The organism is Listeria sp. ILCC797, assembly GCF_900186185.1.
Classification (GTDB): Bacteria; Bacillota; Bacilli; order Lactobacillales; family Listeriaceae; genus Listeria; species Listeria goaensis.
In genome coordinates this window covers 71,350-85,343 of sequence record NZ_FYBS01000004.1, presented here as the reverse complement: position 1 = coordinate 85,343, position 13,994 = coordinate 71,350, and the positions used below count along the sequence as shown (strand labels likewise).

Sequence of the window (13,994 nt, the reverse complement as noted above, 5' to 3'; positions counted from 1 at the left end):
GAGATGTTACTTAAATCCATTCTTTTAGGGCTTGTCGGCGTCATTGGGATTCTCGATTCAAGATTACTTGGGCGATTGAATTTAGAAAGGCCACTCGTGATGAGCACACTGACAGGCATTGTTTTGGGAGATATGACAAAAGGGCTTATGATTGGAGCGGCCTTAGAATTAATCTCGCTTGGATTAGTAAATGTAGGGGCAGCAGCTCCGCCAGATATGACGCTTGGTTCTGTCATTGCTACTGCGTTTGCCGTTCTATCAAATACAGACGCACAGACCGCATTAACAATTGCAATACCAATTGCTGTGCTTGGGCAAATGCTAGGTATCTTTTTACGAACGTTACTTTCACAATTCAGTCATACGGCAGATAAACATATTGAAGCAGGAGAATTTAATAAGGCGAAGCGAATCCATATTTTATGGGGGACCGTGCTTTATTCTCTGATGTATTTCGTGCCGATTTTTTTGGCCATTTATTTTGGAACCGATTTAGTGAAGATGATTGTAGATAGTATTCCAACTTGGTTAACAGATGGCTTAACACTAGCAAGTAAAATATTGCCTGCTTATGGTTTTGCATTACTTCTTACGACGATGCTCACGAAAAAGATGCTGCCATTTCTACTTGCGGGCTTTTTCATAACAGCGTATTCAGGTTTAAGTTTAACAGGTGTTGCCATTTTTGCTTGCTTAATTGCCTTTGTATTTGCCGATATCAAATTTAAAAAAGAGAAGAAAGTCGATACTTTATAAGCTAGGGAGGGAATTTTATGACTGCTACAAAAGAGGAACTTACGAACCAGAAAAAATATTGGCAATTTTTTTGGCGCTCCTGGATGATTCAAACTTCTTGGAATTATGAACGGCAGATGAATATGGGCTTCATGTTTGGTATGGCACCAATTTTGGATGCGATTTATGATAAACCAGAAGAAATAGATCTGAAAAAAGAAGCTTACAGACGCCATATGATTTTCTTTAATTGTACACCGCAAACCTCTTCTTTTGTGATGGGGCTTGCCTCTTCGATGGAAGAACAATATTACCAAGACCGTGATAGTTTTGATCCAGAAACCATTACTGCTGTGAAAACGAGTTTGATGGGTCCACTTTCAGGTATTGGAGATTCTTTCTTTCAGGGAACAATCCGCGTGCTTGCTTTCGGGATCGGAATTACATTGGCTCAGCAAGGAAATATTTTAGGTCCAATTTTAGCTATTTTAATTTCGTTTATACCTGCTTTTTTAGTGACATATTATGGTGGGAAAATCGGTTACACGGCAGGAAACAAATATTTATCCAAGCTGTACAACGAAGGCTTGATGGACAAGGTGATGTATATTTCAACAGTAGTAGGGCTGATGGTTATCGGTTCTATGGTTGCCAGTATGATTGGAATTACAACACCAATTACATTTGGAAAAGCGTTTAATTTACAAGAAGTTTTAGACAATATTGTGCCAGGAATTATTCCGCTCGGTTTAACCTTCTTTATGTACTGGTTACTACAAAAGAAGGTCAAAACAGGATGGATTCTCTTGATTTCTATTGCTGGGGGTATCATTCTCAGCGTGCTTGGAATATTTCAATAAAAATGGAGGAATGAATAATGAATAGTCAAACAATCATTAAAAATATTTTAAAAAAAGCAACAGAGGTTAAAAGTGTTATATTTGTAGGGTGTGGAGCGTCTAAAGCAGACCTTTACCCCGCTAAATATTTTTTGGAAGAAAATACTGAAAACCTGCGTGTAAGTTTGTATACTGCAAATGAATTTAACTTTGCGACACCAAAAGCTTGTAATGAAACAGCTATCGTAATCACTGCATCGCTTGGTGGAGCAACGCCAGAAACGGTGGAAGCCACAACAAGAGCGCGTAAGCAAGGGGCGCATGTTATTTCACTTACACATATAGAAAATTCAGCCATTACAAAAGATGCCGAATATGTTATTGTTCACGGATTTGAAGCAAACTATGCAGCCAAACAAGAGAAAATGACATATGCTCTAGAATTAGCTTTAGAAATTTTGCATCAAACGGAAGGATATGCACATTATGATGCCCTGACGGATAGCATAAGCCAATTACCAGCATTCACCGAAGAAGCTGTGAAAAGCTTAGAACCGCAAGCGAATATTTTTGCTGAGAATTACAAAGATGAAAAAGTCATTTATTTTATGTCTAGTGGGGCAACACATGAAGTGGCTTATGCAACTTCTATTTGTTTAATGATGGAAATGCAATGGATTCATTCAGGCACTTTCCATGATGGTGAATTTTTCCATGGACCATTTGAAATCGTTGATAAAGATGTGCCATTCGTGCTCTTTATGAATGATGGGAAAACAAGGACAATGGATTCTAGGGCACTAACATTTTTAAATCGTTTTGATGCTAAAACAACTGTACTCGATTCATGCGATTTTGGTCTAGGAAACATTGCAGCTGGTGAAGTCATTGATTATGTAAATCCAATGCTATTAACAGCAGTCATGCGTGTCTATGCTGAAAAATTAGCTGAAAAGCGAAATCATCCGCTAACAAAAAGAAGATATATGTGGAAATTAGAATATTAATAAAATAGCCAAGTCCATGTCTCGAAAATATGGGCTTGGCTTCAATCAATGATGAGTAATGTTTTTGCGTGTTAGACTCATTTTGTGCAGGTTAATGGTTTTTTCTACACTTTCAAAATAATGAAAAACTGCTAAGCTAGAAGGAGAATAACGAGTGATTTTTAACGAGGTGGTTTGTGATGACAGCGAATTTATTAGAATACCTTGCTTCCTTAACAGCGAAGTTATCAAAAGAAAATAGCCATTTATTTACGGCGAGTGCTATTTCTGAAAGCACAGGATTTAGTCGTAGTACAGTAAGTCGCTATTTAAATGAGGGAGTGAAGGAAGGGGTAGTATTAAAAATTAGAGAACGTCCTGTTTTGTTTGTGGATAAGATGAGTTTCAGCAATCATTTTTTTACGCCTACCCAAATCATTTTTGATTCTGTAGAAGAACTACTCAATCCGGAGAAAAAAGATGCACTGGCCAAAATTATTGGGGCGAACGCCAGCTTAAAAGAACAAATTGAGCAAATTAAAACAGCTTCTCTTTATCCAAATAATGGGCTTCCAATTATGTTAGCAGGTCCTAGTGGTTCAGGGAAAACTTTTTTAGCTAGACAGATATACGAATATTGTCTAGAAGAAGGTTTACTTCCTAAGAAAGCACCGTTTGTTTCGCTTAATTGCGCGCAGTACTACCATAATCCTGAACTGCTGTCTAGTTTGTTATTTGGTCATGTAGAAGGGGCCTTTACAGGAGCAGATCATGATAAAGAAGGTCTGCTTGCACATGCAAATGAAGGAGTCTTATTTTTAGACGAAGTTCACCGGCTAACAGAAGAGGGGCAGGAAAAATTATTTACATTTATGGACCAAGGCCTCTATTCACCAATCGGAAGTAGTAATGTTGAAAAAAAAGCGACTGTTCGCTTGATTTTTGCAACAACTGAAACTATTCACTCGACCTTCCTGCCTACATTTGTGCGGCGTTTACCTGTTATTGTGAATATTCCGGGTTTTGGCGAACGTACTTGGCAAGAGAAGCTACACTTGATTCATCATTTTTTTATGGAAGAAAGTAAGATTTTAAAACACACAATAGAAGTTTCGAGTCAAGTCATGGGTTATTTACTTTCCAGTCAGTTTGAGGGGAATGTGGGGCGTCTTCGGAATATCATTAAATATGCAGCGGGCAATGGTTATACAAAGCTTGAACGTTCGGAAGTCATACAAGTCAATATACAAGTCTTACTAGCAGATGCACAGACCAACTTCCAAACCACTTTTCCGCGTAAAAATATCGAAAAACAAATTTACGATTACACAAAACCATTTTCCTATCCTAAAGCTGATCGCCTTTTAAAAAGCATTCAGATGGTATATGAAGATTTCGTTCTACAATTTGATAAGGAAACTGATTTTTATATCGTGGAGATGACTAAAAATGTAAATTTGCTACTAGATAAACTCTATTTTGAAAGTAATCTCGACACGGATCAAGCTTCTTTTTCGAGCTTAACCTATCATTTGCGTTCTATTTTTAAATATATGGAAGAAAATTATCGTTTTGAACAAGATGGAAATAAAATATTATCTATGGCGTATTTACTTTATCACAAGGAATCTAGAGCTTTTCTAGCTAATCATCCACTTTGGAATAGTCAAAGGAACCGAATCTTACAGTTTTTGCAAGAAAACTTGAATGAGGCATTTTGGCTGGCAAAACAAGTACTAACCTTGCTTGGCGAGCGAATGGACCAAAAAATTTTAACCGAAGATATTGTTTTTATTTCGTTTTATTTTCACGGAACACATATTCAAAGTTTGTCTTCAAATATGAGGGCTGTCATCTTAGCACATGGATACTCAACAGCGAGTAGCATGGCAAATATTGTCAACCGTATTTTACAAAAAAATATCTTTCAAGCCATTGATATGCCAATTGATACAACGATTACAGATATCGAGACCAGACTTTTAGAATATCTGAATACTGAAATTTCAACAACAAATGGTTTAATTTTACTTGTTGATATGGGGTCGTTAAGTGAACTTGCTAAACGACTAGAAAACAAAAGCAGAGGACCTATTTTGTTAATGGATTATGTGTCGACGCCTATTGCGCTTGAAGTAGGACAAGATTTAATTGCAGGCAAACCGATTGATAAAGTGGGAGAGTCGATTCATCAAAAAAAACTGAATCGCGAACTGCTTTTTCCAAGTGTGAAAAAGAAAAAAGCGATTCTTACATGCTGCTACACTGGAATGGGAAGCGCCATACAAATTCAGGAGATTTTGCAAAAGAGTTTACAGAATACACCTTCGAAGCTAGAAATTATCCCATATGATTATAAAAAATTGAGTCAAAATAAGAAAGAAGAGCTTCCGTTTCAGTTGTACGACGTTTTAGCTATTGTAGGCACTGAAAATCCTGGAATTTTGTCTGTTCCTTATATTGGCCTTAATAAATTAATTAGTGGTACGCATATTACGGAGTTTATCCGTCTACTAAAACAACATTTTGAGTTAGATGAAGAAGAACTTCGAAAAGATTTAATTTTTAATTTCTCACTTAAAAAAATCATTCAAAATATGACTGTTCTGGATGCCGAAAAGGTACTACAAAACGTTGAGCGGTCTGTTGAATTCATGGAAGCCAAACTCGACATAATACTTGATAATAACAAGAAATTTTTGCTGTATGTGCATATGTGCTGCATGATTGAACGGATTTTGCGAAAAGAAAAAGTAGATGAACAAACGGATATTGAGGCTTTTTTAGAAAAAAACGAAAAAATGATACAGGTGATTGGTCTGGCAATATCCAATTTAGAAAAAGAATATCATATTGAAATCCCGCTGTTAGAAATCCGTTTGATAGCTGATATTGTGAACACGATTTAAGAGAACAGCCCCTTAAAAAGCTTGTGTTTAGAAAGACATTTCTGTATACTAATGTTAGTGATTTTAAACTGGGGCTGTTACGGATTCGACAGGGATAGTTCGAGCTCGGATGGCGCGTCGAGGGGTCGTCCTCGTTAACAACGCAAAAGCCAATAATAACTGGCAAAGAAAAACAAAACCTAGCTTTCGCTGCGTAATAGTAGCTTAAGCTGATCCTCCGTGCATCGCCCATGTGCTACGGTCAGGGTCTTACTCTAAGTGGGATACGTTTAAAGGCTTCCGTTTGTAGTCTTTAAAAAGAGATTAATCAAGCTAGCTGAAAGGAAGCCGGTTTCGAGGCCGATATTCAAGCGAAATTCTAATATCGAGACTACACGCGTAGAAGTTCGAGTGCCGATATTTCTGGACGCGGGTTCGACTCCCGCCAGCTCCATAAGAAGAAATTGATGAAAAGTGTTGTAAATGGATTTTTGAAGCCATTTACAACACTTTTTATTTTTGAACAAAAGGGTAAAGATCTGCTTTTTGAAAACTTCTGCCACTATTATCTCAAATGTTATTCAATCGCATAAAAAAACACCAATAAAAATTTATTGATGCGAAATTAGAGCTGAAATTGTTTATTGACTAGTCTTCCCAGCCACAAAGTGAGTAGCCACTCGCGATAGCTTCACTTTTACTCATTGAAACTACAGAGTTAGCACTATTTAGACCGCGGCATGATGAATCGTAATGAAACTTCTTTCCTGATTGTGGTGCGACAAAAACAGTTGCTACTGTTTCAGAGGCTTTAGGAGTTGGTGCCGCTTGCTTTGGTTGGGTATTCGGTGCTTGATTGTTATCATCGGTTTGATTTGTTTCTTTTTTTGGAACAGTTGGATTTTCCTCTGCTCGTTTTTTAGCTTCATCTGCTTTTTTCTTGGCAGCTTCCGCTTTTTGCTCGATTTTTAGTTGAACAGCATCAATACGATCTGAAAACTTTGAGACAGTTAAAAATTCATTGTTATCAATAAATTTCTTTGCCTTATCTAAGTCTGCAGTATTTAGTGATTTTTCAGCAGAATCAAGCAATTTATTTGCCTCATTTTCTGCTTTTTCGATTTCCTCTTTTTCATATACACTAAGTTTCTCTTGAATTTCTTCTTTTTCGGACTCAACCGAACTTAATTGGTCTTCTGCAGCAGATAAGTCATCATTAAGAGCGTCAATCTTTTTATCTTGTGCTTTAATCTTCGCTTCGAGCTTTTGGTAATCTTCCTTCGCAACAGTGTCATCATTAGAGCAGCTCCCAATTAATCCCAGCCCTAAAACAATAATAAGTGCCCAAAACCACCATCTTTTATGTATCGGTTTTTTCAAAGTAGCTTTCTCCCCTTTTGTAATAAAATTTAAGTCTTCTTTATTTAAAAAGCAAAATGCTTCAGCTCTTTTTGAATGAAAATCGATAATTAATCGGAAAATATATATATACTTATATTATACAATATAAAATTATGTGTGCCAATTGATAATAAAAAGGACTATCGTTTGCCAAGAAGGCTAATTCCTATACTTCCTTTTCTTTGTTTTTCTGCGTTTCCGTTTCGAACTACGCTGGAAAAGCTCTTGAAAAAATTCTCCAATTATATCAACAATAAGCCAAATGAAGAATTCAATTATCCATTCAAAAATAATCATTTTATCCTCCCAGTTTTTAGTTGAATTATGGTGTAAAACATACTAATTTTTTAAAAATAGCGCATAATTGTGTATATTTAAAGAAAAAGATAAAAAATGAGTATCTGGTGCAGGTTCTCATTTTTTAAACAAAAAGCGATTGGGTAAAGGGGCCCAATCGCTTTTCCAGTGATAGCGTGATAATCCGTTATTTCTTCTTGCTTTTTCGTTCATCGAGTTCGGAAATGACTATAACGATAATGATGAGGGTGCTTAGGGCTGCCCAGACAATCGTAGACATTTTGTTCACTCCTCAAACTTAGTCTTCGGTCATGTGGCCTTTGCTCTTCTTATAAAAGTAAATGGGTAGGCCGATTGCTGTAAGAAGAAGCCCGATACCAGCATTTATTGGTTGCGTGAATAAAGTATTGAGCACGATAAACAGTCCGCCAACAATCGCGATAATTGGAATGATGGGGTAAAGCGGTACTTTATACGGGCGTGCCATATCTGGTTCTCGTTTCCGCAAAATGAAGACAGCGATAAATACGAGGGTGTAGAAAATCCAAATAACAAAAATTAACATATCTGTTAATTGATTGAACTGTCCAGAGAAAATCATGATGATGGAAATGATTAAAACAACAATTCCGCTGTTGTAAGGAACAGCCGTTTTACCTAGTTTTGCAAACCAACTGCTGAATGGAAGTTGGTTGCGGATAGCCATCGCATAAGGGATACGAATGCCCGTCATTGTGTAGCCGTTAATCGTACCGAACACGGAAATTAAAATTCCAATCGTAATCAGTTTTCCGCCAATAGAGCCAAAGATGATATTGGCTACGTCAGCTGCCGGAGTTGCAGTCGCTGCTAGGGCTGTTGCAGGCATAACCATTAAGTAGGCAATATTAATTAGTAAGTACACGGCCATAACAACCGTTAAGCCTAAAACAATTGCTTTTGGCAAATCTTTTTTAGGGTTTTTCATTTCGCCGGCAATATTACCGACGTGAATCCATCCGTCATAAGCGAACATGGTAGCAACTAAACCAGAACCTAGACTTGTTAGGAAAGGGTGGTCTTCCACGCTCATTGGAAATAGTCTAAATGCGACATCTCCTTGATGAAATAAGCCGAAAATAATAATAAGTGCTAAAGGTAACAGCTTACATACAGTTGTAACAGCTTGAAGTGAACCAGCTACTTTGGCCCCTAAAAAGTTCATACACATGATAAATATAGCCGCCGCAATTGCAACAGGAATAATAATTGCGTCACTTGTACCAAAAAGGTTGGCTACTTGAGTTGCAAAAATAATAGAAAGCGCCGCAATGTTTGCCGGGAAATAAATGACAGTTTGCGCCCAGCCAAGCATGTAGGAAGCTAGTTTACCATAGGTCTTTCTTAAATAAACAATCATACCGCCTGTTTCAGGGATTGCAGCGGATAATTCAGCGGCTGTCAAGCCACCGCAGATCGTAATGACGCCACCAAGAATCCATGCAAGCAATCCTAGACCGGCAGTTCCCGTAGCAGAAAACACGGCTTCAGGCTTAAAAAATACGCCAGAACCGATAACTGTACCGATAACGACAGTAAGTGCCGTGAAAAAGCCAATTTCTTTTTTTAATTTCTGATTTTCCATATTTTTCTCCCTACTGTTTGTGAATCTGAAAAAATAACCTCACAAACATTTTTAGTTATTCTAAAAAGTTGTTTAGAGCGGAATATCTCACTTTGTTACACTATCATTTTCTAATTTTTCTGCAAGCTTTTCAAGCATATCTTTCGTCATTCGGTCTAAATCGAACTTTGGATCAAAGTCCCATTCATTTTTTGCACAGCTAGCATCTAGCGAATCAGGCCAAGAATCAGCAATACTTTGGCGGACTGGGTCAACGTCGTAGTTCATTTTAAATTCAGGAATCACCTTGCGAATCGAAGCGGCAATTTGTTCTGGATCAAAACTCATCGCGGTGATATTAAAGGCGTTACGGTGAACTAGGCGCGACGGATCAGCTTCAAGCAATTTCACAATCGCATCAATGGCATCTGGCATATACATCATGTCCATGTAAGTGCCTTTCCCAATGAACGACGTATAACTTTTTTTCTTGAGCGCTTCGTAATAAATATCGACCGCATAGTCCGTGGTTCCACCGCCAGGAAGTGTCGTGTAGGAAATTAATCCAGGGAAACGAACGCCACGAGTGTCGACACCGAACTTGGAGTAGTAGTAGTCGCACAATAATTCACCGGCCACTTTTGTTACGCCGTACATGGTCGTCGGACGTTGTAGAGTGTCTTGCGGTGTATTCACAGCAGGCGTACCGGGGCCAAATGAGCCGATGGAGCTAGGCGTGAAAAATTTTAAATTTAGTTCGCGTGCCACTTCAAGCGCGTTGACGAGGCCGCCCATGTTTAAATTCCAAGCAAGTTGCGGTTTCGCTTCCGCTACAGCAGATAAAAGTGCCGCTAAATGAATGAGTGTATCCACATCGTATTTTTTTGCAAGTTCGAGCATGCTTGCTTGGTTGGTGACGTCCAGAATTTCAAAGATACCTTCATTACAAACGGGGCTATCAATGCGGCGGATATCAGTTGCGATGACATTTTCTTCGCCGTAGTCATGACGTAAACGCATCGTAAGTTCAGAACCAATTTGACCTAAGCAACCAGTAATTAGAATTTTTTTCATTGTAAAAACCTCCGGACAAATTATTTTGAAAGATAAATCATTTTGATGATATAATGATAGTGTTAATAATTTTTTATAGGCGGGACTAAGCGCATTTTGGACGATGTAATGCTTAGCCTCGCTTTTTTATTGCAAGGAAATTGTAATTTATGAAATAACGTTTAGTTCTCTACCTACTTTTGCATAAACTTTAAGTACTTCATCTAGCATTTCTTTTGTATGTGCCGCAGTTGGCATGTTGCGAACACGACCAGTGCCTTTTGGAACGGTAGGGAAGACAATGGATTTTGCATAAACGCCTTCTTCAAGCAAGCGACGAGAGAACTTTTGCGTTAAGTTTTCGTCACCGATAATGCAAGGGGTAATAGGCGTTTCAGAATGCCCGATATCAAAGCTTAAATCTTTTAAGCCAGCTTTTAAATATTTGCCGTTATTCCAAAGCTTTTCAATGGTTTCAGGCTCATTTTCCATAATGTTGATGGCTTCGATACATGCAGCAGCCGATGATGGTGTGAGAGATGTCGAAAACAAGAATGGTCTTGCACGCACTTTTAGCCAGTCAATTAGTTGTTTTGAACCGGCAACGTATCCGCCCACCACACCAATCGCTTTGGACAGTGTCCCGATTTGAAAATCAATTTTATCCGAAAGACCGAAATGTTTCACTGTTCCTGCACCGTTTCCCATGACACCAGAACCATGAGCGTCATCCACGTAGGTGATTAAGCCAAATTCTTCGGCAATCTCAACGATTTCAGGGAGTTTGGCGACATCGCCGTCCATTGAGAATACGCCATCGCAAATGTACATTACTTTTTCATATTGACCGCTTTCGGTTGCTTCTTTGGCAAGCTCGCGCAAATGATCCATATCTTGATGGCGGGCACGAATGACTTTAGCTCCGGATAGGCGACAACCGTCGATAATGGATGCGTGATTCAGCTCATCTGAAATGATGGCATCTTTTTTGGTCATAACGGCGGAAATGGCGCCCATGTTGCAGTTGAAACCAGATTGGAAAGCAATTGCTGCTTCGGTATGTTTGAACTCTGCGATGCGTTTTTCAAGTTCATCGTGAATGGTCATTGTGCCGTTAATTGTGCGGACAGCACCAGCGCCGACGCCGTATTCTTTTGTCGCTTCGATGGCTTTTTCTTTTAGGCGCGCATCATTTGAAAAACCAAGATAGTTGTTGGAAGATAAATTAATAAGTTCTTTATCATGGATTTTAACTTTTGCGCCATTCGGGCCTTGAATGGAATCAATTTCATTGTATAAACCTTGTTCACGTAATGCAGCAAGCTGTGGTGTTAGAAAATCATTTAAAACTTTGGACATTTTCATGATTCCTCCTCTTTTTTTTATATTAACATGCCTATTTGCCGAATAAGGTTGGCACGGATAAACATGATAATGACAATTTTAGAATGGAAAACCTAAATTTTCCGTACGATACGTATTTTTATGTTCTAAAAATTCTTCTAAATACGTTGAAAATAGTGATGCGATTTTTTCCTTATCACCGGATTCTGCAAGCAAAATCGCGGCATCATCTTCCGTCAAAACGGTCAACAAGTAAGTTGTAATTTCAAGCAGTTCGGCATTAAGTTCGTAAGGTAGCATAAAAATCATCACAGTAGATATGGCGGACTTTAAGCCGTCCTCAATCTGGAAATCGAGCGAATGCTTTAGTGTGAAAACATGGGTTGAAGCTGTTTTCACGTTATCATTTACAAGAAAGTAGGCAGAATTTGCGCCGCCAGAAATGACTTTTTGCTTCGCCTCGAGGGAGCTCAATTTCTTAAAGATTTTTTCGGGTGAAAGGTCAGGTTCTTTGTTCGCGATGGACTGACTGAACGAACGCAAGTTATCCTCTTTGTTTCGCGTCATGTCACTGCCTTGTTCGATGTAAAGGGACTCCAAGAAGGAAATAATCAGCCCGTAAAATTGATGCATATTTTTCAAGCTGGCAAGCGTTTCAGGTAGCTTTTTTGAGTTGTCTTGAAGACTCGGAAAGTCGACATAATTGCCTTTTGCGCCCACGATTTTTTCAAGTTTATGTTTGAGTTCTTTAATTTCAGCATCAGAAATGAAGATGCTAATTCGTTCGTAGTCCATTTTGAAATCGGTTAAATCCGTTGTGGAAAGGACAATATCATATTTATGTAAATCGGTTTCTTTCACGAGTTCAAGTGGTGTCACAAACTTAATTTTTTGTAGTTTTGGCAGACGCTTGCGAAATCTGGCGCGGAGCCATGTGCTAACGCCATTACTTCTAGAGGTCACAATTAGTGCGCTGTAGGGTCTTAAATTCTCGGATTGGATGATCGCCGCTTCGAAATGGAGCACGATGAAACCTGTTTCTTCTTCAGGTAGCTTTTTAAACGGATAAAGCTCGGATGCGACGCGTTGTACAATGTTAAACAAGTCACCAAACTCACTTTTAATCAAAGGTAAAAGCGGGTTGCTTAGTGGCATTTTTTTCTTTAAGCGGATAAGTGAATATTGAATGTGTTCCGTTAAGCCTTTTAGCAGGGTCATTTGGGACAGCGGCAGTTCGATTTCTCTTGCGACGCGGGAAATGAGTTTTTTTGCGATTCGAATGGCTTGTACTTTTTCGTTGCGATAAAAAACATCTTCGCCATGACGAATTTCTGCTTCGAGAACTTGCATGGTTAACTCGGTAATCTCTGCTTCTGGAATGGTTTGTTCAGGTAAGCAGTCTTTTAAAATGCGTTCAGCGATATCGTATTCGGGATAATCTTGTAGAAATATATGATTGTCGCTTTTTTTAGAAATGATTTTCCCTTTTGAAATTTGCTTCACTGTAATCAGAAGGTAGATGAGCAAATCAACAAGTGAATCATTGTCGACTTCATAAGAGAGTTTTTTCATCCAGCGTGTTAAGGTTCGGTCAGCTAATTCAAGCAATTGGAAGTCGATAAAATGGCTTAAAAATTCATCATTATTTTGAGTCGGAACGCCGTCTAACGTATCCACAAAATATTGATAAAGTTTCAGCTTCGGCATGGTCATTAGTAAGAGTTCGCGCAACAATTCGCGCTTTTCAATGACAGAAGCATCTAAATGGACACCGATGCCGCGCTTTCGCTCGATGCGAATTTTTCCGTCCCACTCTTCTTCAATTTTTGTGAGATCACTTCCGACAGTTGCAACGGTAACCGAAAGTTCACTAGCCAGCGCAATAAGTTTGACAGGCTCGTTCGTCGTTAAAAGCACACGCAAAATAAATTGCTGTCTTTCAAGCGGCGTAAATTCATTTCCGATTAAATCAAGCAAAGTAGAACGAACATGTTCCCGGTCATGAAGCGAGCCGCTAACGGATAATTTACTACCTTTCCGAATGAGCGAAAGCCCAAAGCTTTCAAGGGTTTGCTTGACTTCATCCAAATCACGGCGCACAGTTCGTTCGCTGACATCAAGGTCATTTGCAAGCTGCTGAATCGAAATGTCACCTTTTTCAGGAAGTATTTTTTCTAAAATAATGCGAGATCTAGCAGATAGGTACATATATTTTCTTCCTTTCGCAGAACTTCATTCGCAGTTTCTTTCAAAGGGTAAATAAATGTAACCCGATAAAACGCTTTTTGAATAAAACGGAAATTTTATTCGCGCTTCTGGAATAATTTACCTTACACCTTTATCCTATGACTCCGCTTACAGATAAGCAATATAAACAAATCTCTAATTTGTCCAGTTTTTTTTACCAAAGTTTGGACAAAGTTTTATCAAATGTTGAAAATGAAGCTCAAAAGGATTTAAAATTCATTCAAAGAGGAAGGATTTTCAATTTTGTGAATTTGTTATCAAATCCAAATTAGTTAATGAGCAAACTATTTTAGTATGCCTGTAAAATCTTTCTATCTAACTAGCATAACAGGTGCAGACGCATATTTAAAGCTTGAAAATATACATCAATTAAATTTTTCGGAGCATTCAGTAACCCTCCGGCTTTAGTTCAAGAGGACTGTAATCGCTTTCGTTACATGCGTTTAAAAGATTGAAATAAAAGTGTGAGAATAACGAGCTCATCTGTAAGGCTGCTATAAATTGAAAGCAAGGGGAAAAATGGTTTTCGTGATCCATTATGGAAAGTTATCCCTTAAAATGGCATGCAACAGAAATGATTAATAATAAAAAAAACGTCCGA

9 protein-coding genes and 1 other RNA gene are annotated in these 13,994 nt (G+C 38.4%); 5 read left to right on the top strand and 5 right to left on the bottom strand.

The genetic code is table 11. The annotated features are described in order from the left end of the window. Window positions 1-3: 3 nt before the first annotated feature. The 5 genes from BN1609_RS05480 (at window position 4) to ssrA (ending at window position 5,905) form a co-directional block, all read left to right on the top strand. Window positions 4-756 (top strand): PTS sugar transporter subunit IIC, encoded by a 753-nt coding sequence (locus BN1609_RS05480; protein ID WP_088810243.1) that lies wholly within the window; start codon window positions 4-6, stop codon window positions 754-756. 17 nt (window positions 757-773) lie between these two features. After that, the gene (locus tag BN1609_RS05475; RefSeq protein ID WP_088810245.1) at window positions 774-1,595 is read left to right on the top strand and encodes a PTS system mannose/fructose/sorbose family transporter subunit IID; all 822 of its coding nucleotides are present in this window, start codon (window positions 774-776) and stop codon (window positions 1,593-1,595) included. Between the two features lie 17 nt (window positions 1,596-1,612). Next, window positions 1,613-2,581 carry an SIS domain-containing protein gene (locus BN1609_RS05470; protein WP_088840605.1) on the top strand — a complete coding sequence of 323 codons (969 nt, stop codon included), beginning with the start codon at window positions 1,613-1,615 and terminating at the stop codon, window positions 2,579-2,581. Between the two features lie 179 nt (window positions 2,582-2,760). Next, a complete protein-coding gene (locus BN1609_RS05465; RefSeq protein WP_088840604.1) occupies window positions 2,761-5,469 on the top strand; it encodes a sigma 54-interacting transcriptional regulator in 2,709 nt (902 codons plus the stop codon). A 70-nt stretch (window positions 5,470-5,539) separates the two neighbouring features. Next, window positions 5,540-5,905, top strand: a transfer-messenger RNA (tmRNA) gene (gene ssrA / locus BN1609_RS05460). A gap of 191 nt (window positions 5,906-6,096) precedes the next feature. Here the strand turns inward: ssrA and BN1609_RS05455 are convergent. The 5 genes from BN1609_RS05455 to BN1609_RS05435 all read right to left on the bottom strand — a co-directional run bounded on the left by BN1609_RS05455 (window position 6,097) and on the right by BN1609_RS05435 (window position 13,354). Further along, window positions 6,097-6,828, bottom strand: coding sequence for a hypothetical protein (locus tag BN1609_RS05455; protein WP_088810250.1), 732 nt, complete (start codon window positions 6,826-6,828; stop codon window positions 6,097-6,099). Between the two features lie 616 nt (window positions 6,829-7,444). Next, the gene (locus BN1609_RS05450) at window positions 7,445-8,770 is read right to left on the bottom strand and encodes an APC family permease (protein WP_088810252.1); all 1,326 of its coding nucleotides are present in this window, start codon (window positions 8,768-8,770) and stop codon (window positions 7,445-7,447) included. 87 nt (window positions 8,771-8,857) lie between these two features. Continuing rightward, a complete protein-coding gene (locus BN1609_RS05445) occupies window positions 8,858-9,823 on the bottom strand; it encodes an L-threonine 3-dehydrogenase (RefSeq protein WP_088810254.1) in 966 nt (321 codons plus the stop codon). A 147-nt stretch (window positions 9,824-9,970) separates the two neighbouring features. Next, a complete protein-coding gene (locus tag BN1609_RS05440; RefSeq protein ID WP_088840603.1) occupies window positions 9,971-11,161 on the bottom strand; it encodes a glycine C-acetyltransferase in 1,191 nt (396 codons plus the stop codon). A gap of 84 nt (window positions 11,162-11,245) precedes the next feature. Continuing rightward, on the bottom strand, window positions 11,246-13,354 hold the full coding sequence (locus BN1609_RS05435) for a transcription antiterminator (RefSeq protein WP_088840602.1): 2,109 nt from the start codon (window positions 13,352-13,354) through the stop codon (window positions 11,246-11,248). Window positions 13,355-13,994 lie beyond the last annotated feature (640 nt).

Bases quoted from the DNA above. Each gene is read 5' to 3' on its own strand.
- BN1609_RS05475 (WP_088810245.1), top strand. From the start codon at position 774: ATGACTGCTACAAAAGAGGAACTTACGAACCAGAAAAAATATTGGCAA.
- BN1609_RS05450 (WP_088810252.1), bottom strand. From the start codon at position 8,770: ATGGAAAATCAGAAATTAAAAAAAGAAATTGGCTTTTTCACGGCACTT.
- BN1609_RS05440 (WP_088840603.1), bottom strand. From the start codon at position 11,161: ATGTCCAAAGTTTTAAATGATTTTCTAACACCACAGCTTGCTGCATTA.
- BN1609_RS05465 (WP_088840604.1), top strand. From the start codon at position 2,761: ATGACAGCGAATTTATTAGAATACCTTGCTTCCTTAACAGCGAAGTTA.
- BN1609_RS05435 (WP_088840602.1), bottom strand. From the start codon at position 13,354: ATGTACCTATCTGCTAGATCTCGCATTATTTTAGAAAAAATACTTCCT.
- BN1609_RS05445 (WP_088810254.1), bottom strand. From the start codon at position 9,823: ATGAAAAAAATTCTAATTACTGGTTGCTTAGGTCAAATTGGTTCTGAA.
- BN1609_RS05480 (WP_088810243.1), top strand. From the start codon at position 4: ATGTTACTTAAATCCATTCTTTTAGGGCTTGTCGGCGTCATTGGGATT.
- BN1609_RS05470 (WP_088840605.1), top strand. From the start codon at position 1,613: ATGAATAGTCAAACAATCATTAAAAATATTTTAAAAAAAGCAACAGAG.